Genomic DNA, 20,081 nt, shown 5'->3' on the forward strand with positions numbered 1-20,081 from the left:
CCTCTTGGACTCTACCGCAGGCGGGTGACACCACTCCGGCACCGCTCTAACAAAAACCCGCCTCAGCGCACGGCAGAGGCGGGTTTCGGCAGTGCCCCCAGAAGGATTCGAACCTTCGACACGCGGATTAAGAGTCCGCTGCTCTAACCAGCTGAGCTATAGGGGCACCGCCAAGCTACCCGCCCCGCCCCGCCCGCTCAAGCGGACAGACGGTGAAACCGTGCCGCCACGGAAAACTCAGCGGGCGGGGCGGTCCGTCAGCCCCGCGCCGCTGTATCGACCGACGACGCACCCACGGCCGCCATGCTGTCCGCGAGCCAGAGCTTTCCCCAGGAGCGCGATCGCACCGTCCCACCCCGCCCCGCGGTCCCGCGAGGGCGGGGCGGTCAGAACGAGGCGCGCAGCGCGAGCCGCACGCTCCGCCCCGGCGCCGGGACCCCGAACGGGCGGTACCGGCTGAGCGGGTCCACGAACGTGGCGTCGGTCAGGTTGTCGACCGCGAGCGTCGGCGTGACGACCGCCCCGCCCACGGCGAACGACGCCGACGCGCTCGCCGACCACACGGTGTAGGCGTCGGTCGGGACCTCCTCGGGGAGGTCCGCGCGGCGCTGGGCGGCCACGAACGTCGGCCCGATCCGGGCCTCGACGTCGCGGGCCGGACCGAGCCGCCCCGCCCGGTACTCGACGGCCGTCTGGAGCCGGGCGGGGGGGACGAACGGGAGCGGCCGGTCGGCGTCCGTGTCCGTCCCCCGCGTCACGTCGCCGGCGAGGTGGACGCCCAGGCCGTGCAGCGCGTGCGGGTGCACGTCGAGCCGGGCCTCCGCGCCCACCAAGCGGGCGTCGGACTGGACGAAGTCGTAGACCTGGAACCCGCTCTCCGGGTCCACCCCGCCCGTCGCGCGCGGCGTGATGTAGCCGCCGATCGCGTTCACGAACCCGCTCACCTCGGCGTAGACGTGCGGCGTCAGGTAGCGGACGACGCCGTCGAGGGCCAGGCTGGTCTCGGGCGCGAGCGCCGCGTTGCCGCGCTCGAACCGGAGCGTCCCCTCGTGGACCCCGTTCCCGAACAGTTCCTGGAGGATCGGCGCCCGGAAGGCCCGGCCCAGGTTGGCAGCGACCGACAAGTCAGGCCGGAGCTGCCACGCCGCCCCGACCGCGCCCGTGAGCGCCGTGTACGTCCGCGTCTGGGCCTCGACGCCCAGCGTCCCGTTCGCCTCCACGTCCAGGTGGCGCGCGTCGAACCGCACCCCGGCGTCGAGCGTGAGCGGCCCGCTCACGACCTGCTCGGCGGCGTAGACCGCCCCGTTCAGCGTCGTCCCCCCCGGGATGAGCACCTCCTCGGCCAGCGTCTCGTTCCGCTGGAACATCCCGCTCACGCCGAGCACGCCGAACACCGGCCCGAGCGGGCGGTGGTGGAAGCGCGCGTCGGTCGTGACCGTGGTAAGGCGGAGCGAGAGGGTGGGGAGGTTTTCGGCCGCCCCGCCCCCGTGCTCCTCGTCGCCATGTTCGTCGCCTAGGTGGTCCTCGTCCTCGTGTTCCTCGAACTCGCGCCGCCGGTTCTGCTGGACGGCCGCGACCACGTCGAGGCGGTCGAGCCCGAGCGGGAGGTCGAGGCGAAGCGCGGCCCGGTCGTGGGCGACCGTCTGGCGCGGCATGTCGATGGTGAACCGCCCCGCCGGCGCCTCGGGCACGAGCCCGCCGTCCTCGAAGAGCCCCAGCGACTGGCGGAACGTCCCGGCCTCCGCCACGAGCCGCCCGCCCTCGCCCACGTGCGTGCCCACGCGGCCCGACAGCGTCTCGGTGTCGAGCGCCGTGTTGGGCACGAGCCCGGACGGCGTGCGCACGAGCCCCGCCCGGAGCGCCCCGCCGCGGACCTCGTAGCCCAGCCGGCCGCTCACGCCGCCCACGACCAGCGTCCCCTCGGTCTGCTGCGCGACCGTCGCGCCCGCCAGCGACGCCTCGCCGCCGAGCGGGGCGGTCCGCGCGAACAGGTCCGTGGGGACCGTCTGCACGACGCCGCCCAGCGCGTCCGACCCGTAGAGCAGCGACGCCGGCCCGCGGACGACCTCGATCCGGTCCACGTCGGCCGCGCCGACCTCCGGGGCGTGCTCGTCGCCCCAGCCCTGGCCCTCCTGCCGCACCCCGTCCTGGACGACGAGCACGCGCTGCGACGTGAGCCCGCGGATGACCGGCTTGGCGATGCCCGGCCCGGTCCGCAAGAGGCGGACGCCGGCGACCTCGTCGAGCGCGTCGAACGGCGTCGCCCCGCCCGCGCGGTCCAGCGCCTCCTCGTCCACGACGGCCACGGACTGCGGCGTCGAGAGCACGTCCGACGCCCGCGCCCGCGCCGTGACGGTCACGTCGGGCGCCTCGACGACCGACGGCGCGAGCGCCACGTCGAGCCCCGCCCCGCCCGCGCCGACGTCGACCGTCCGCGTCTCGCTCCGGTAGCCGACGAACGAGACGACGACGCGGGCTGAGCCGGCGGGGAGGGCGGAGAGGACGAATCGGCCGTCGGCGCCCGTCGACGCTCCGAGCGCGAGGGCGGGCACGGCGACCGTGGCGCCGGGGAGCGGGGCGCCGGTCTCGGCGTCCGTGACGCGGCCGGTGAGGGACTGAGAAAGCGCGGCGGGGGCGTAGAGCCCGAGCACGACGAGGGCGAGGAGCAGGGCGGTGTGGCGCATGGCGGAGTTGTCGCAGGGCCGCAGACGCGCGGCCGGAACCAGAGGCCGGGCACGCAGGCGCGCGCCGGACGGAGGCCTACGACGGACGCCGCGGGCCGGACCTACGCGGCCGGCGCCGGCGGTCCCCGGGCGGGCGTCGCCGCGCGCCGGTACACGGCCAGCGCCTCGCCGGCCGCCCGTTCCCGCTCCTCCACGGCCCGCTCCGCGACGGCCGCGCCCGGCGTCAGGACCGCGCCGGCGAACCCGGTGCACACGGCGCACGGAGCCTCGTGCGCCGCCCCGCCCGTGCAGGGCGTCGTCACGAGGTCCGCGTCGTCGTCGTGCGCCCCGTGCGCCAGGTGCTCCGCCTGCGACGCCGCCCACTCCAGCCCGTGGTGCACGAGGTGAACCGACACCGCGCCCACCCCGCCCAGCAGGGCGGCGAGCAGGACGAGGGCGCGGGCGGGGTGGGGCATCTCGCCTCCAACCTACGACCGGCGGGCGCCGCCCGAAACGTGCGGCGGCCCGCCCCAGGAGGAGCGGGCCGCCGGGTGGCCGAGGGCGGGGCGGCCTAGCGGACGACTGTGAGCCGCGCCGTGTGCGCCACCCCGCCCGCCGTCAGGCGGACGACGTAGGCGCCGGCCGGGAACGCCGCCGCGTCGAACGACGCCCGGTGCGAGCCGGCGCCGTACGCGCCTTCCGCGAGCACGGTCACCTCGCGCCCGAGCACGTCGTAGACCGCGAGCCGGACGTCGGCCTCAGCGTCGAGCCGGAACGCGACCGCGCCGGCCCCGCGCACCGGGTTCGGGCCGACTGCGAGCGCCGGTCCGACGTCGCCGGGTTCGGCGCGGAGCGCGGCGAGCTGCGCGCTCAGGTCCGCCTCCCCGCCCGCGCGCCGCGCGCCGGGGTCCGGGTCGAGCGGGCTGCCGGCGGGGAAGACGCCGAAGATGTTGTCGTCGCGGAAGTAGACGACCGAGTGGGCGACGCGGCCGAGCACGGACTGGACCGTCGCGCCGACGGCGACGTCGCCCTGAACGAACGCGATGGCGCCCGGGCCGTCGGGGATCGACCCCTCGGGGAAGTCCGCGCCGCCCTCCAGAATCACGACGTCCTCGAACGCGCCCAGCGTGACGCCGTCGAGCGGGACCGAGAGCGTGACGCGCTCCGAGAACGGGTTGAACGCGACGAAGTCGCACCCGCTCAGGTCCAGCGGCCCCGGGCCGGAGGCGTAGACCCGGACGTACTCGCCGCCGGAGAACGGCGAGGGCTCGCCGTCGGCGCTGAAGTCGATGACGTACCAGTCGCCCGGCTCGCACGACCGGGTCCCGAGCGACTCGACGTTGATCGTGATCGTGATCTCGGTGCACTCGAAGTCGTCGGCGTCGTCGCACGCCACGAGGGCGACGTCGTACGAGCCGCCCCCGGTGACGCCGAGGCCCGGCGCGATGGAGGCCCGGATCTGGCCGGTCGCCGGGTTGCCGGCGGTCGCGTCGAACGAGACGGTCCCGTCGAAGAACTCGAAGGCCCCGCCGCTCGACGGCTCGCCGAACGCGTCGAAGTCGGGCGAGGTGATCTCCGTCGTCTGGTCCGCCTCCGGGCTCAGGAACGAGAAGTCGATGACCAACTCGGTCCCGAACGCGAGGTCGAACGCGTCGCCGTCGGCGATGCCCTGGGCGATCGGCGGGACGTTCGTCTCGCTGTCGCTCGTGCTAAAGCACACGTCGCGGTCGTCGAGGTAGTCGACGCCGTCCGAGGCGCCGCCCGGACCGTCGTAGGCGTCGCCGGCCTGGTCGAACCGTCCGAGCGTGAAGAACGAGGCGCCGTCGCCCGCGTTCGCGCCGGCGATGGCCGCCGTCCCGCCGAACCCGTTCGAGCCGCCCGAGGCGCTGCCCGTCGTCCAGTTCATGTCGCCGTAGCTCAGGCACACGTTCCGCCCCGCCCCTACGAGCGGGTCGGCGCCGTCGGTGAGCACGAGCTGGAACGTGTTCCGCTTGTCGGTCTGGCGGTTGAAGTACCCGACGTCCTCCCAGACGACGGTAAACCGGCTGGGCTCGCTCTTGTAGTAGACGAGCCCGCTCCCGGTCCCCCGCGTGTCGACGTCGGCGAAGAACGGGGCGACGATGGGGGTGGCGGACGGGAACGCGAACGGGGTGAACGTCCCGAGCCGCTCGGTGAAGGTGACGTTCCCGTTGTTGTTGATGTAGACCTCGTCGTAGGTCGTCCCGTAAAGGTTGAACGCGAACGGGAGCGGGATGGCGTCGGTCGAGCCGTCGTCGTTGGCGGCGAGCGCGAGCGTGAACGTGTCGTCGCGGGGGACGAGCAGGTCGCCTGCCGCCGCGCTCGCCTGCCGCGCGGCGGCCGGAGCGGGGCGGGCCGGCGTGGCCGCTTCGTAGGCCGCCTTCTCGGCGGCCGTGTGGAGCGTGACCTGGGCGAGGGCGGGCGGGGCGGCGAGGAGCAGGCCGAACAGGGCCAGCGCGCCGGCGGTGCGGCGTAGCGAACGAGTCATCATGGGGCCAGGGGTAGGGGGAGAGAGGTGTGCTCTCTTACCTACGTGATCCCAATGACTTGCACGTCACGCGCGCGCAAGAAGCCGCCCCGCCCGTGGAGCGGGCGGGGCGGTTCGGGGCGATCCACGCCGGGAGTCGGACCTGCGTGCGCCGCCCCGCCCGCGCAACGCACGCGCCGAGGGCCGGCAGCTCCAGCCGCCCCGCCCCCGCTCTTCATCGACCGTGACGCCTGGGCGGGGCGGGACGCCCGTCAGGCGCCGTCGCCCTCGGGCGGGGCGATCTGGAACCCGATGGTCCGACCGCGGGGGTCCTCCTGCTTGAGCTGCTTCCGCATCCGCTCGTACTCGCGCTCGACCTCGGGCGTCACGCTCGGGCGCGTGTCGGCGAGGGCGGACTCGAAGTGGGCGGCCGAGACGGTCTCGGAGTCCAGGTTCTGGCGGAGCGCGAGCAGCCCGGCCTTGCGGACGAGGTTCTCGAGGTCGGCGCCCGAGAACCGCTCGGTCCGGCCCGCGATCGCGTCCAGGTCGACGTCGTCCGCGAGCGGCATGTCCTTCGTCTGGATGCCGAGGATCGTCCGCCGGCCCTCGGTGTCCGGGACCGGGACGTAGACGAGCTCGTCGAACCGGCCCGGCCGCAGCAGCGCCGGGTCGAGGAGCGTCGGCCGGTTCGTCGCGCCGATCACCACGACGCCCTGGAGCTCCTCCAGTCCGTCCATCTCGGCGAGGAGCGTGTTCACGACCCGCTCGGTCACGTTCGAGTCCCCAAACTGGCCGCCCCGCGCCGGCGCGAGCGCGTCGATCTCGTCGATGAAGATGACAGTCGGCGAGACCTGGCGAGCGCGCTTGAACAGCTTCGACACCTGTTTCTCGCTCTCGCCGACCCACTTCGACAGCAAGTCGCTCGACTTGGTGGCGACAAAGTTGGCCTCGGCCTCGCGGGCGACGGCCTTGGCGAGCAGCGTCTTGCCGTTGCCCGGAGGGCCGAACAGGAGGAACCCGCGGGCCTGGCGGATCCCCAGCCGCTCGAACGCCTCGGGGTGCTTCAGCGGGAGCTCGATGCCCTCCTGGAGCTGGCTCTTGGTCTCTTCGAGCCCGCCGATGTCGGCCCAGCCCACGTTGGGGACCTGGATCTGGATCTCACGCAGCGCCGACGGCTGGACGCGCCGGAGCGCGTCGCGGAAGTCGCCGTCGCGGACGACGAGCTCGTCCAGCACGTCGGCCGGGATCTCGTCCTCGTCCAGGTCGATGTCGGGCAGGATGCGGCGGAGCGCCGAGATGGCCGCCTCGCGGGCGAGCGCGCCCAGGTCGGCCCCGACGAACCCATAAGTCGTCCGCGCCAGCTCCTCCAGGTCGACGCCCTCGGCGAGCGGCATCCCGCGCGTGTGGATGCCGATGATCTCGCGCCGCCCCGCCGTGTCGGGCACGCCGATCACGATCTCGCGGTCGAACCGGCCGGGCCGCCGAAGCGCCTCGTCGATGGCGTCCGGCCGGTTCGTGGCGCCGATCACGACCACGTTGCCGCGTGCTTCCAGGCCGTCGAGCAGCGTCAGGAGCTGGGCGACCACGCGGCGCTCGGCCTCGCCGGTCTCGTCGCGGGCCGGCGCGATCGAGTCCAGCTCGTCGATGAAGATGATGGCCGGCGCGTTCTGGGACGCCTCCTCGAAGACCGACCGCAGCCGTTCCTCGGACTCGCCGTAGTAGCGGCCCATGATCTCCGGCCCGTTGATGACCGAAAAGTGGGCGTTCGTCTCGTTCGCGACCGCCCGCGCGAGCAGCGTCTTGCCCGTCCCCGGCGGCCCGTACAGGAGCACGCCCTTGGGCGGGTCGATGCCCAGCCGCGAAAAGAGCTCGGGGTGCTTCAGCGGGAGCTCGATCATCTCCCGGACCTGGTCGACCGTGTCGCCCAACCCGCCCACGTCGTCGTAGGTGATCCCGACCGGGGGCTCGCCGTCGGTCGGCTCCTGGTACTCCGGCAGCAGCGTGACGTCGGTCTGGTCGGTGATCTGGACGATGCCGCGCGGGTGCGCGCTGACCACAACGAGGCGGATCTCCTGGAGCCCGAACGGCTTCTGGCGCCCAAACACGCGCTGGAACACCTCGGGCGGCACGCCCGGCATGCCGTCCACGGGGACGGCCGTCGAGATCGTGTCGCCGGCCGTCATGGGGCGGCCGATGAGCGGGCGGAGGAGCGCCCCGCCCGGCCCGTTCAGCCGCATCTCGGGCTGCGCCGGCGCGAGCACGACCGACTGGGCGGGCGAGACCTCGGCCTGCGCCACCTCGACCGTGTCGCCCATGCCGATGCCGGCATTCGCGCGGAGGAGCCCGTCGAGGCGGATGATCGACAGCCCCACGTCGGCGGGGTAGGGCGGGACGGCGACGGCCGCCGTCGTCCGCTTGCCGGTCAGCGAGACGATGGCGCCGGGGCCGATGCCGAGCTCGGCGAACGCCTCCTGGCTGAGCCGGGCGATGCTCTTCCCGAAGTCGGGCTTTTGGGCGCCCGCCACCTGGAGGCGGACGGTGTCGGTAGGGGTTTGGACTTCGGCCATCGGTGTCGTCTGGGAGTGCGGCCGGTTCCACGAGGGCGCGCGTGCGAGGTTCACCGCCCGCCCCGCCCTCACCCAGCCTTCAGGCTCCGCCCGACTCCGCCGCCGCGAGGGCGGGGCGGAGGCACGGTCGTGCGGCCGGAACAGCGGAACGGGCCGCCCCGCCCTCATGACAGCGCAGGCGCCTACGCGGCCACCGCCGTCTCGATGGCCTCGGCCAGCGCGTCGACGGCGCCCAGGTCGCGGGGCCGCACGAGCCGCCCCGCCCGGACGCCTTGGAGGAGCCCCGCCACGCGCCCGACGAGCGGGGCGCCGGCCTGCGCCCCCAGAAAGCGCGGGGCGTAGACGTGGCCGAACACGTCGCCGAACGCCGCCCCGCCCGCGAGCGGGGTGAGCGCGACGCGCTCGCCCCAGCCGAGCGAGCAGACGAGCGCGAGCGGGGCGGCGCGCTCGGCCGGCGCGGCCCCGTGCCACACGCCCTTGTCAATCCCGTCCATGAACGGCTCGGTCTCGACGCCGAGCGCGCTGGCGGAGGCGCTCCACAGCTTCATCTGCGTAGGGCCGGGGAGGACTGCCGCCCCGCCCGCGTCCTCGTCCAAGGCCACGAGGTCGTCGGTGAGCAGCCGGTGGCCGCGGGCGACGAGGGCGGCCGCCGTCGTCGACTTGCCCGCGCCCTTATCGCCGACCAGGACGACCGCGCGGCCGCCCACGTCGACGGCGCTCCCGTGGAGCACGAGGCGCCCGCGCCGGTGGAGCAGGACACCCAGCCCCGGCCCGAGCACGCACTGCCGCGCAAACGCGTCGTCGGCCGTGTCGACCGTGATGTCGCTCGCGGTGATGCGGAGCCGCGTGTCGCGCCGCCAGACTATGGTGTCGGCATCGTCGCCGGGCCACCCCGCGATGCCGTAGGCGCTGGCCGGGCCGGGCGCATCGACCGGCCCGCGCCGCACGACGACCTCCGCCCCGCCCGCGCCAGAGGGCGGGGCGGGGCGGAGGCCGGGGAGCGGCAGGGCCGACCGGAGCCGGAGCCCGAAGACCGAGTACGACGCCGCCCCGCTCGACGGATCGGGCGGGGCGGCGCGTATGCGTGACTCGACGGGGGTCACGAGGTGGGGTCGAAGCCGCCATCGCCGCCGATGAGCTGGTCGAGCGTGCCCGCGCCGGGACCCGCCGTCAGGCTGGAGATCGAGCCGAACTCGGTGTAGACGGGGGTGGCGTACGGCTTGAGGGCCGCCGGCGCGTCCGTATCGGTCGAGGGAGAGAGGGTGTCAGGAGTCATGAGGGTGGAGGGGTGGTTAAAAGGAGCCCGCGGGCGCGGGCGGGGCGAGGAGAAGGGTCTCCTCTGGGACCGGCGACAGGCGCCCGGGGGCGGTCGCCGTCCACCGCGCGAACACCGTGGCCCGCCAGAGCGGGAGCACAAGGTTCAGGCGGAGGGTGGGGTCGCGCTCGGCCCGCTCGTAGGCGCGGCGGAGGGCGGGGAGGTCGAGGGCGTCGGCCGCCGCGGCGGCCCCGTCGTAGAGGACGCCGCGGACGAACGCGGCCTCGCGGACGAAAAAGGCGTCGACAAAGTTGGTGGCCAACCGGGCCTTGTCGGCTCGCTGAACGAGCGCCTCCGGCAGCCGGTCCGCCAGCGACCGCCGCAGGAACGACCGCGTCAGGCCGTCGCGGAGCCGCTGGGCCGAGGGGACGGCAAAGCACACCTCGACGAGGCGGCGGTCGAGGAACGGGAACCGCGGCTCGACTCCGGCCGCCGCCGCCGCCGCGTAGGCGACCTCGACGGCTCGCGGGATCCGCGGCGACGACAGCTCGGCCTGGTGCGAGGCCCGGACCGTCCGGTATGGGAGGTCCCGCTCGCCGCGGGAGGTCACGACGCCGCCCCGCCCGAAGTGCACGGCGGGCGGGGCGGGGCGGAGCGGGGCGACGAGCGGGGCGAGCACGTAGTCGCGCACGAGGTGGAGCGCCATGCGCCGCGGGCTCCTCGACCGCCGCGCGACGGCCCGCCCCTCGCGGAGGAGCGACGGCAGGCGGAGCCCGTAGGCCAGCTCGGTCATCCGCTGCTCGCCGTGGGCGACCACGTTGTCGCCGGCGAACCCGTCGAGGACGGCGCCGAGCCCCGCCCGCCCCGCCCGCTCGTAGAGGTGGCGCGTGAGGAACAGGTTGGGCGCCGGGAACGGCTCGCCGACCGCGGCGAGGTCGCGGTCGAGGTCGTCGAACATCGAAACCCCCTCGCCCTGGACCCGGTGCGGCACGAGGCCGCCGCCCTCGACCACGGCGTCGACATAGCGGCGCTCGTCGGCCGTCCGTTCGTCGTAGACGAGCGAGAACGTCGAGAGCGGCAGGGCGGGGCGGAGCGCCCGGACCGTCGCCACGATCGACGACGAGTCGAGGCCGCCGGAGAGCAGCGCGCCCGTGTCGCCGTCGAGGCGCGCGAGGACCGCGCGGTCGAACGCGTCGCGGAAGGCGCTCTCGACGACCGCGTCGTCGTCGGGGAGCCGGAGGGCGGCGTCGGGCGACCAGAACCGGCGCTCGCCCACCGCCGGCGAGCGCCCCGCCCCGCCCGGCGCGACCACGACGGCGGTCGCCGGCAGCACGCGCTCGACGGTCTCGACCAGCGTCCGCGTCGTGCGGTCGAGGGCGCCCGTGAGGAAGTCGGCCGCCGCCGCGCGGTCGACGCGGAACGGGACGAGCGACTGCACCGTGGGGAGGCTCGACCCGAACGCCCACGCGCTGCCGACGCGGGCGCGGTAGAGTGGGCGGAGGCCGGTCCCGTCGCGGGCCGCGTGCAGCCGCCCCGCCCGGCCGTCCCACAGCGCGAACGAGAACGGGCCGTCGAGGCGCTCCACGGCGTTCTCGCCCCACCGCTCGTAGGCGGCCAGGAGCAGGTCGGCGTCCGAGCCGGCCCGCGAAACGCCGAGCGCCCGCCGGAGGTCGTCGCGGTTGTCGAGCCGGAGGTCGGCGGCGACGGCGAGCGGGCCGCGCGTGGCGATGCGCGGCCCGTTCGGGCGCCCCGTGCGCTCGGCCCACAGGCGGGCCGCCCCGCCCGCCCACGCGTCCACGTCCGGCCCCGCCGAGCGGGGCGGGGCGGTCGGTCCGACGAGAGCGAGGAAGCCGGTCATAGGAGCATAGAGTACGGCACTGCGGGGCCGGGCAGCGCGCCAAGTCGTGCGGAACCTGGCGCATCTGACACGCGCGGGCGGCTCTTCCGCTGTGAGAAAAACCGTCGGGCGGGGCGGCGGAGGCCGTGCGCTGACGATGCCGCCGCCGCCCGAAGCCGCTTTGTCACCCGCAGAGGTGCGCCAGGCGCGACGGCCAGGGCGGTTGAACGGGGTCTCCTGCCGCTTCGGGGGCACCGGCGCCTTACTGTCAAAGACGGGAATCGAGCGGGCATCGAGTCACGCTGTGGTGCGCGAGCGGCGCCGGCCCGCTGCGTCCGTGGCGCACGGCCGGGGAGGGCAGGCCCTAGCGCCGCGTGCGGGATCGGCTGCCCCGCGCGTCCTCCGGCGGCCCGCGCGTAACCTCCGCCCCGCCCCGCCCCGCCCCGCCCCGCCCCGCCCCGCCCCGCCTGTGCCCCCCGACCCCAGCTGGACCTCGCTCCTTCCCCCTCTCCTCGCCATCGGCCTCGCGATCGGCACGCGGCAGGTGTACCTCTCGCTCGGGGCCGGTGTCTGGCTCGGGTTCACGATCCTGGCCGATGGCGACCCGTTTGCCGGGTTGGGCGCGGCCATCGACGGGCTCGTCGGCGTGCTCGGCGACGCGGGCAACGCGCGCGTGCTCCTGTTCACGCTCGTCATCGGCGCGCTCATCGCGACCGTCGAGGCGTCGGGCGGGGTGGCCGGGTTCGTCGACTGGCTCGAGCGGCGCCGCCTCGTGACCGGGCCGCGCGGGGCGCGCGTGCTCGCGTTCCTCGTAGGCGTCGTGATCTTTATCGAGTCGAACATCACCGTGCTCGTGGCCGGCGCCGTCTCGCGGCCCCTCTTCGACCGGCACCGGCGGAGCCGCGAGATGCTGGCCTACCTCATCGACTCGACGAGCGCGGCCGTGTGCGTCCTCATCCCGCTCAACGCCTGGGGCGCCTACGTCCTGTCGCTGCTGGCCGAGCAGGGCGTCGAGGACCCCGTCCGCCTGTTCGCCCTGTCGGTCCCGTACAACGTGTACGCGTTCGCGGCCGTCGCGCTGGCCGCGTTCGTGGCCGTGACCGGGTGGGCCGTCGGGCCAATGCGGCGGGCCGAGGAGCGGGCCGCCGGCGGCGAGGTGTCCGCCCCGGGCGCCGCGCCCGACGTCGACGAGGAGGCGCTCGTGCCCGCGCCGATCGGGGCCGTCCCGCCCCGCCCGGTCAACATGGTCGTCCCCCTCGTGGTCCTGGTGCTGACGATGCCGCTCGGGCTGTTCGTCACGGGCCGTGCCGCCGTCGCCGCGGCCGTGGCCGAGGGCCGGCTGATGCCGGGCGAGGTGTCCGGGTTCGGGGTGATGCTGGAGGGCTCGGGCTCGACGAGCGTGCTGTGGGCCGTCCTCGCCGGGCTGGCCGTGGCGTGGGTCCTGCTCCTCCCGCAGCGCGCACTGACCGTCGAGCAGCTCACGTCGGTCGGCCTGAAGGGGGCGGGCGGGATGGTCGGCATCGCGCTCGTGCTCCTTCTCGCGCTCGGTCTCGGCGGCGTCACGCGTGAGTTGGGCGCCGGCGTCTACGTCGCGGCCGGCGTCGCCCAGGCGGGCGTGGGGCCGGCGCTCCTGCTCCCGCTCGTGTTCCTCACCGGCGGCTTCGTCGCGTTCTCGACGGGGACATCGTGGGGCACGTTCGCCATCATGATCCCGATTGCGGTCCCGGCCGCGGCGGCGCTCGGGCTCCCGCTGGCGCCGTTCCTCGCGGCCTCGCTGGCCGGCGGGATCTTCGGCGACCACGCCTCGCCCATCTCCGACACCACGATCGTCTCGTCGCTCGCGGCGGCGACGGACCACATCGCCCACGTGCGCACGCAGCTCCCGTACGCGCTCCTCGCGGGCACCGTGGCGGTCGCGGGGTTCGCCACCATCGGGGCCTTTATGTAGGCCGAGCGTTGCCCTCTTCCGCCCCGCCCCGCCCGCGCGCTCGCCCGCCCCGCTCGAGCCGTTCGCCCGCCCCGCCCCGTGGGCGAGAGGATCGTATTCCTTGCGCCGCCCTGGGGGCTGCCCCTACCGCTGAGCGGAACGGGCGGGGTGGAGCGCCGGGTACAACCCCAACGGCTCTCTCTCTCTATCCCACGTTTCATGCGACGCTTCTACCTCGTCCTCCCCTTCCTCCTCGTCGGCTGCGCCTCGACGGCCACCGGCACGGCCGACGACGACTTCGACGCGTACGACACCGACCGCGACGGCTTCATCAGCGACGCCGAGTTCGGCGTCGGCTTCGGCGCCACGCCGTACTACAACGACTACGACCTCGACGGCGACGGCCGCCTCGACGAGAACGAGTTCGGCGCCGGCACGGCCGACTACGGCTACGACTACGGCACGTTCGACGCCGACCGCGACGGGTTCGTCACCGACGACGAGTACCGCACCGGCGTGTTCGGCACGTTCGACACCGACCGCGACGGGCGCCTGAGCAGCGACGAGTTCGGCGTCGGGTACGGCCCGTACGTCCGCCGCTAAGCCCCGCTCCGTCTGGCCCGGCCGCCCCGCCCCGCCCCCATGTCGGGGCGGGGCGGTCGTGCGTCGGAGCCGCTCGCGGGGGCGGGGTGGCCGTCCGTTCGCCCTACGCGGCGGCGCGCTCGGCCATGAGCCGCCCGCGGAGCGTGAGCAGGATCTTGCCGAGGATCTGCGAGATCCGCGCGTCGCTGACGCCGAGGACCTCGCCGACCTCGCGGAGGGTGAGGTCCTCGTGGTAGTACAGGGCGAGGATCGTCCGCTGGCGCTCGGGGAGCCGGGGGATCTCGCGCGCCAGCTGGGCCTGGAGCGAGCCCTGCTCGACGGCCTCGAACCCGGCCCCGGCGTCGGCGTCGGCGACGAGGTCGCCTAGCGCGGCCGCCTCGGGGTCGGCGCTGGCGGGGCGGTCGAGCGAGAGCGTGTACCGGAGCTGGGCTTCCGAGAGGAGCGCGTGGTAGTCGCGGACCGACAGCCCGACGGCCGCGGCCACGTCGTCGTCGCTGGGCTCGTGGCCGAGCGTCTGGCGGAGCGAGGAGGTCGCCCGGCGCACCTCGCCCATCCGCTTCCGCTTGGCGCTCGAGAGCACGTCGATGGCGCGGAGCGCGTCCACGACCGACCCCCGGACGCGGCGGTAGGCGTGCGTCGCGAACAGAACGCCGCGGTTGGGGTCGTACGAGTCGAGCGCCTGGAGCAGCCCTTCAATAGCCGACCCCTCCAGGTCCTCGGGCGACGTGAGCGGGTGGTCGGGCGCCCGGACCTTGCCCACGATCGAGTGGACGAGCGGGAGCGCGGCCAGCACGGCGGCCTCGCGGCGCCGCGGGGTCGGGTCGTCGAGGTAGCGGTCGACGGCGTCTTGGAGGTCGGGCGGGGCCATCAGGGGGCGGGGTCGGGCTCCGTCCGCGCGTGGCGCCGGGCGCGCTGGACCGCCGCGCCGACCGCGGTCAGCGCGAGGGCGCCCGCCCCGCCCACGCCGGCCGCCGTGACGACGGCGTGCTCGAGGCCGGCGCCGGCGAGGAGGTGGAGGAACAGGGCGGCCAGGGCGGCGGCGGCGCTGAGCCGTACGGCGAACGCGGGCATGGGCGGGGCGGGTGAGTCCGTGGGGCGGGGTGGTGTCCGGGCGGAGTTGGGGCGGGCGCTGTAGTCGGCGGGAGAGTCCCGCCGGATGGACGGACCCACTGGCCCACCGACTCACTGACCTACTGGCGTTAGAGGACGGCGGGGGCGCCGGCCCAGGCCGCCGGGCCGCGGGCGGCGGCGGCGGCGAGGGCGTCGAAGGCGAGGCGCGTGGCGCCGGGCTCGTGCACGGCTGGCCGCTGGCGCTGCACCGACCGCCTCACGGCGACGGCGTAGGGGACCCAGCCGAGGTAGGCCGGGGCGACGCCGAGGAACGGCCGCGTCACGGCCGCGAACCGGGCCGCCACGTTTTCCGCCTCGGACTCGGTATCGGCGAAGTTGACGGCCGCCCCAAGCGGAAAGTCCGGGTCCGCCGACCACACCAGCTTGGCCAGCCCGTAGGCGTCGGCGACGGCCGTCGGTTCGCCGACGAGGACGAGGAGCCCGGCGCCGGCCCGGTCGAGCGCCCACCGCACGGCGGGGCCAGTCCCGGCCGGGGCGTCGATGAGGACGACGTCGTGGTCGCCGCACAGGGCGTCGAGCCCGATGTCGAGCGCGTCGTAGAGCGCCGGCTCGTGGCCGTCGGCCTCGCCCGGCGTGCGGACGGCCTGGAACAGCGTGAGCCCCGAGTCCGTGGTCCAGAGCGCGTCGGCGGGCTCGGCCCGGCCCACGGCCACGTCGAGCGCCGTCACGGGCGGGGCCTCGTTGAGGAGGACGGGGCAGGCGCTCTGGCCGAAGTCGGCGTCGACGAGCGCGGTCCGGCGGCCGGCGGCGGCGAACGTCTCGGCGAGGTTGACCGAGAGCACGCTCTTGCCGACGCCGCCCTTGCCGCTGACGACGGCGAGCGTGAGGGGGGAAGTCATGGGCGGGGTGGGGAAGGTCAGGCGTGGGGGCGGTCAGGCGTGGAGGCGGTGGGCGTAGCGCTCGGCGAACCACGTGGGGGAGTACGAGATGAGGGACTCGTCCAGGCGCGGGCCGGTCGTGGCGAACCCGACCGGGCGCCCGAACGCGAGCAGCCACTCGGCGAGGCGGCCCCAGTCGCCGGCCTCGTCGAGCCGCGTGAGCACGCCGAGCGTGGGCTGGAGCGGGAGCGTGTCGAGCCGGCTCAGGTCGAGGGGCGGCCGGGCGCGCGCGGCGTCGAGCGCGAGGACGACGTCGAACGCCGTGAGCGGGGCGAGCACCTCGGCCAGCCCGTGCAGCGCCCGCCGCGCGGCGGCGTCGTCGGCCGGGAGCGCCGGGGTGTCGACGAGGAGCGCGTCGGTCTCGTGGAACTGTTCGAGGGCCTCGCGGACCTCGTCGGCCGTCCGCGCGGCGCGCGTGCGGATCCCGAGGGCGCGGAACTCGGCCCCGGGGTCGCCGGACGTGCCCTCGGGCACGACGGTGAGGACGCCCACCTCGCGGCGCCCGTAGAACTGGGGGTCCGTCGCCAGCCGCTTGAGGAACGACGTCTTGCCCGCCCCGCCCGGGCCGATGGCGACGAGCGTGTCGGCCGCGTAGCGCCGGGGCGTCGTCGGGCGGAGCCGGTCGCGGAGCGTCTGCGCGACCGACCACAAGAGCGTCTGGTGGTCGTCCATGCCCAGGTGGTCCGGGTCCGGGCTGCCCTCGACGGCCCCGTTGAGGAGGTCGGTCGCCGTGGCCGGCGCCAGGCCGGAGCGGAGGAGGCGGCCGTAGAGCGGGTGGGCCGCCCACGTCTGCGATCCGCCGAGGAGCGCGTTGCCCAGTCGGTGTTCGAGCCGGTCGAGCCGGCCGGCCAGCTCGCCCAGCCCGGCGAGCCGGGCGTCCAGCCGCTCCAGGCGGTCGAGGACTTCGGGCGCCGGCGCGGCGCCGGGCGGGCGGGGCGGCGGCGCCACGGCGGGCGGGGCGGTAAAGAGCGGGCGCGGCGCCGCCGTCCGCGCGGGCGCCCGCGCAGCGGCGTACCCGAACCCGAGCGGTTCGCCCGCCCCGCCCGCGAGCGCCGGGCGCGTACCCGCCCCGCCCGCGTCGTCGGCGAGCGTGTCCGCCCCGCCCGCGGCGACCGGCCGGGGCGCGGCCGGGGCGGCGTCGAGCGCGACCGTGATCTGGGCGGGGCGGCCGTCGGCGGCGGCGACCGATTCGAGGAGCACGACGCCGTCGCCGAGCGTAGCCCGGGCCTCGGCGAGGGCGGTCTGAATGCTGGAGCCGGGGATCGTCTTGATCTGCATGGGCGGGGCGGCCGGGGCGGGGCGGCGCTAGGGGATCGAGAGGTGGTCCACGACGTCGAGCGCGGCGTCGGCGGTGAGGTCGTTGTAGGAGAGCACGGCGAGCTCGCCCTCGACGCCGGCGAGAAACGCGGCGACGGTGCTGCGGAGCACGGGCGAGGTGAGGAGGACCGGCGGGTGACCGTCGACGAGGAGCCGCCCCGCCGCGGCCTCGGCCGCTTCGAGGAGCGCCTGCGCCCGCTCCGGGGCCAGCCCGAGCGTGCTCGCGTTGAGCGCGCCGGCCTCGGCCCGCTCGAGCAGGTGCTGCTCCAAGACCGGGTCGAGGACCACGAGGTGGACGTGCCCGTCGGGGCCGGCAAACTGGCGCGTGATCGTCGCCGCGAGCGCGGCGCGGGCGTACTCGACCAGCACCTCGACGTTCTTCGTCCGCGGGGCGTGGTCGGCGAGGGCTTCGAGGATCGTGACGAGGTCGCGGATCGGGACGCGCTCGCGCAGCAGCCCCTTGAGCACCTTCTGGATGTCGCCGATCGAGAGGAGGGCCGGCGTGAGCTCGCCGACGAGGGCCGGGGCCGTCTCCTTCACCTTGTCGACGAGCGCGCTCACCTCCTGGCGGTCGAGGAGGCGGTGGGCGTGCGTGCGGAGGACTTCGAGGAGGTGCGTCGTGACGACGGCCGGGGCCTCGACGGCCGTGAGCCCCTGGCGCTCGGCGTCGGGGAGCGCCCGCTCCGGCACCCAGACGGCCGGGAGCCCGAAGGTGGGGTCCTCGGTCTTGAGCCCCGGCGCCGACCCGTCGAAGCCTTCGGGGAGCAGGGCCAGGCCGTAGCCCGGCATCACCTCGCCCTCGCCGACCGGGTTGCCGCGGAGCTTGACGGCGTAGGCATTCGCCCCGAGCGCCACGTTGTCGCGGATGCGGACGGGCGGGATCACGAGCCCGAGCTCGACGGCCAGCTGCTGCCGGAGCCGCTTGACGCGGTCGAGGAGGTCGCCGCCCTGGGCCGGGTCGACGAGCGGGATGAGCCCGTAGCCGACCTCGAGCTCGAGCGGGTCGACGAGGAGGAAGTCGGCCGGCTCGGGCTCGGGCTCGGCCTCGGGCGGGGCGGGGCGGGCGGCCTCGGCGTCGGCCGCGCGGTCGGCCACGAGCCGGCTCCGCCCGAGCGCGATGGCCCCGATGCCGAGCGCCCAGAACGGGACGATCGGGAGCCCCGGCATGAGCCCGAGCAGGAGCATGAACCCGCCGGTCACCAAGAGGGGCACGGCCGCGGCCAGGAGCTGCGTCTGGACCTCACCCGCGATGTTGCCCTCGCCCGAGGCCCGGCTCACGATGAGCCCGGCGGCCGTCGAGATGAGGAGGGCCGGGATCTGGCTCACCAAGCCGTCGCCGATCGAGAGGAGCGTGAACGTGCTGGCCGCCTCCGCCATCGTCATCCCGTGCTGCGTGGCCCCGATGACGAGCCCGCCGACGATGTTGACGGCCGTGATGATGAGGCCGGCTACGGCGTCGCCGCGGACGAACTTCGAGGCGCCGTCCATGGCCCCGTAGAAGTCGGCCTCGCGCGACACGTCGGAGCGGCGCTGGCGGGCCTCGGCCTCGTCGATAAGCCCGGCCCCCAAGTCGGCGTCGATCGCCATCTGCTTGCCCGGGAGCGCGTCGAGCGTGAACCGCGCGCCGACCTCGGCGATCCGACCCGATCCCTTCGTGATGACGACGAAGTTGATCAGGACGAGGACCAGGAACACAATCGCCCCGACGACGAAGTTGCCGGCCACGACGAAGCTCCCGAACGCCTCGATCAGCGCGCCGGCCTTGGCCTCGCCCAGGATCAGCCGCGTCGACGCCACGTTCAGCGACAGCCGGAACAGCGTCGTGATAAGGAGGAGCCCGGGGAAAATGGCGAAGTCGAGCGGCCGCCGGGCGTAGAACGCCGTCAGCAGCACGCCCAGGCTGACGGCGATGTTCGTCGTCAGCAGGAGGTCCAGGAGGAACCCCGGGAGGGGCACCACCATGACGAGCAGGATGAGGACGAGGCCCGAGGCCGCGACGGCCTCGGTGCCCACGCGGGCGCCGGGCGGGGTGGCGGGCGGGGCGGTGGCGGTCGGCATCTAGGCGGCGCGGCGGCGGTAGACCTCGGCGAGCACGGCGGCCACGGCGGCGTAGAGCGACTCGTCGATGGGCGCGCCCTCGTCGACCGTGGCGTGGAGCGCGCGGGCGAGCGGGCGGTCCTCGACCGTCGGGATGCCGAGCTCGGCGGCCAGCCCCTTGATGGCGAGCGCCCGCTTGCGGACGCCCTTGCAGAGCACGGTCGGGGCGCCGCCGGCGGCCGGGTCGAACCGGAGCGCGACGGCGTAGTGGGTCGGGTTGGTGACGACGACGTCGGCCTGCATGACGGCGTGGTCGAGGCGGGGCCGCGTGGCGAGCTCGCGGGCGCGCTGGCGGCGCTTGCCCTTGAGGTGGGGGTCGCCCTCCTGCTCCTTCCCCTCGTCCTTGACCTCCTTGTCGGTCATCTTGAGGTCGGACGTCCACTTGTGCTTCTCGAAGGCGTAGTCGACGGCGGCGAGCAGGAGGAGCGCGAGGAGCACGGGCGCGCCCAGATCGACGACCCAGGTCCCGGTGACCGCGGCGATCGCGTCGACGGGGAGCGTCGAGAGCCCGAGCATCTCGTCGGCCCGGTCGCGGAGCACGCCGTAGGCGATGGGGCCGACGACGGCGACCTTCGTGAGCGCCTTGCCGGCCTCGAACACGCCCTTGGTCGAGAACAGCCGCTTGAGGCCTTCCAGCGGCGACACGCGGCTGCCCTTAGGGGTGAGCGGCTTGGTCGTCACGTTCCACCCGGTCTGGGCCACGCTCGCCGCCGCGCCCGCCGCCATGACGACGGCGAAAAAGGGGAGCAGGAGTCCGAGCACCGGGACGCCGACGCCCGCGAACAGGCTGGGCATGCTGTCCACGTCGAGCGGCGTCGAGGCGGCGCCGAGGAAGAGGCGGGCCGAGAGCTCGCGGAGCGTCGCGAAGGCGGCCGGCGCGCCGAACACGAGGGCCGCCCCGCCCGCGCCCAGGACGCCGACCGAGATGAGCTCTTTCGACTTGAACACGTTCCCGTCCTCCCGGGCCTTGCGGAGGCGCGAGGGGGACGGGTCGTGGACCTTTTCTTGTCGGTCGGGCTTGTCGCTCACGGCGGGGGGTGGGGAACACCCCGCTCGCTAGCGAACGGCGGGCCGCGCGCGCACGACGCCCCTGCGGCGGCTCCTGGCGTCGGGCGGGGAAAGGGCGTCCGCGGGCGGGGCGGAAAGGGTTTCCGGGGGCGGGGTGGAGCCGCCCCGCCCAGGCACGCGCCGGCCGCTCGGGCGGCGCCGACTGGTCCCGCGGCGCGCGTCTCCGCCGGCGAGGCCGCCCCGCCCTGGTGCCAGGTTGGAGAGGCCCGGTGCTCCCCGCCCCGCCCGTTGGGTCCGCCCCGCCCGGACCGCC

The 20,081-nt window shown here is 75.3% G+C and carries 15 protein-coding genes and 1 tRNA gene; 2 read left to right on the forward strand and 14 right to left on the reverse strand.

What is annotated here, in order from left to right; genetic code table 11:
* Positions 1-92: 92 nt before the first annotated feature.
* From RM540_RS06340 to RM540_RS06375, 8 genes are all read right to left on the reverse strand, one after another.
* Positions 93-166 (reverse strand) — tRNA-Lys (locus RM540_RS06340).
* A gap of 220 nt (positions 167-386) precedes the next feature.
* A complete protein-coding gene (locus RM540_RS06345; protein ID WP_311662709.1) occupies positions 387-2,684 on the reverse strand; it encodes a TonB-dependent receptor in 2,298 nt (765 codons plus the stop codon).
* Between the two features lie 101 nt (positions 2,685-2,785).
* Positions 2,786-3,139: a hypothetical protein gene (locus RM540_RS06350; RefSeq protein WP_311662710.1), complete on the reverse strand. Its 354-nt coding sequence runs from the start codon at positions 3,137-3,139 to the stop codon at positions 2,786-2,788.
* Positions 3,140-3,234: 95 nt separating this feature from the next.
* A complete protein-coding gene (locus RM540_RS06355; RefSeq protein WP_311662711.1) occupies positions 3,235-5,172 on the reverse strand; it encodes a nidogen-like domain-containing protein in 1,938 nt (645 codons plus the stop codon).
* Between the two features lie 248 nt (positions 5,173-5,420).
* On the reverse strand, positions 5,421-7,715 hold the full coding sequence (locus RM540_RS06360) for a CDC48 family AAA ATPase (RefSeq protein ID WP_311662712.1): 2,295 nt from the start codon (positions 7,713-7,715) through the stop codon (positions 5,421-5,423).
* A 182-nt stretch (positions 7,716-7,897) separates the two neighbouring features.
* Complete coding sequence (locus RM540_RS06365) at positions 7,898-8,818, reverse strand: HPr kinase/phosphorylase (RefSeq protein ID WP_311662713.1); 921 nt, start codon at positions 8,816-8,818, stop codon at positions 7,898-7,900.
* On the reverse strand, positions 8,815-8,991 hold the full coding sequence (locus tag RM540_RS06370) for a hypothetical protein (protein ID WP_311662714.1): 177 nt from the start codon (positions 8,989-8,991) through the stop codon (positions 8,815-8,817). The genes RM540_RS06365 and RM540_RS06370 overlap by 4 nt, the downstream gene beginning before the upstream one ends.
* 16 nt (positions 8,992-9,007) lie before the next feature.
* Positions 9,008-10,828 carry an asparagine synthetase B family protein gene (locus tag RM540_RS06375; RefSeq protein ID WP_311662715.1) on the reverse strand — a complete coding sequence of 607 codons (1,821 nt, stop codon included), beginning with the start codon at positions 10,826-10,828 and terminating at the stop codon, positions 9,008-9,010.
* A gap of 448 nt (positions 10,829-11,276) precedes the next feature.
* Here RM540_RS06375 and RM540_RS06380 point away from each other — a divergent pair, with 448 nt between their 5' ends.
* Together RM540_RS06380 and RM540_RS06385 are read left to right on the forward strand one after the other, a co-directional pair.
* The gene (locus RM540_RS06380) at positions 11,277-12,755 is read left to right on the forward strand and encodes a Na+/H+ antiporter NhaC family protein (protein ID WP_311662716.1); all 1,479 of its coding nucleotides are present in this window, start codon (positions 11,277-11,279) and stop codon (positions 12,753-12,755) included.
* A 198-nt stretch (positions 12,756-12,953) separates the two neighbouring features.
* Entirely contained in the window at positions 12,954-13,337 is a 384-nt protein-coding gene (locus RM540_RS06385) for an EF-hand domain-containing protein (RefSeq protein WP_311662717.1), read from the forward strand.
* 103 nt (positions 13,338-13,440) lie between these two features.
* Here RM540_RS06385 and RM540_RS06390 read toward each other — a convergent pair whose 3' ends face one another.
* The 6 genes from RM540_RS06390 to RM540_RS06415 form a co-directional block, all read right to left on the reverse strand.
* Positions 13,441-14,205, reverse strand: coding sequence for a sigma-70 family RNA polymerase sigma factor (locus tag RM540_RS06390; protein ID WP_311662718.1), 765 nt, complete (start codon positions 14,203-14,205; stop codon positions 13,441-13,443).
* A complete protein-coding gene (locus RM540_RS06395; protein WP_311662719.1) occupies positions 14,205-14,408 on the reverse strand; it encodes a hypothetical protein in 204 nt (67 codons plus the stop codon). Before RM540_RS06395 ends, RM540_RS06390 begins: the two co-directional genes overlap by 1 nt.
* Before the next feature lie 128 nt (positions 14,409-14,536).
* Entirely contained in the window at positions 14,537-15,307 is a 771-nt protein-coding gene (locus tag RM540_RS06400; RefSeq protein WP_311662720.1) for a nucleotide-binding protein, read from the reverse strand.
* Positions 15,308-15,340: 33 nt separating this feature from the next.
* The gene (locus RM540_RS06405; RefSeq protein WP_311662721.1) at positions 15,341-16,624 is read right to left on the reverse strand and encodes a hypothetical protein; all 1,284 of its coding nucleotides are present in this window, start codon (positions 16,622-16,624) and stop codon (positions 15,341-15,343) included.
* Positions 16,625-16,651: 27 nt separating this feature from the next.
* Entirely contained in the window at positions 16,652-18,721 is a 2,070-nt protein-coding gene (gene flhA, locus RM540_RS06410) for a flagellar biosynthesis protein FlhA (RefSeq protein ID WP_311662722.1), read from the reverse strand.
* Complete coding sequence (locus tag RM540_RS06415) at positions 18,722-19,789, reverse strand: EscU/YscU/HrcU family type III secretion system export apparatus switch protein (protein ID WP_311662723.1); 1,068 nt, start codon at positions 19,787-19,789, stop codon at positions 18,722-18,724. It lies immediately after the preceding gene.
* Positions 19,790-20,081: the final 292 nt, after the last annotated feature.

It is taken from the genome of Rubrivirga litoralis, assembly GCF_031846415.1.
GTDB classification, from domain to species: domain Bacteria; phylum Bacteroidota; class Rhodothermia; order Rhodothermales; family Rubricoccaceae; genus Rubrivirga; species Rubrivirga litoralis.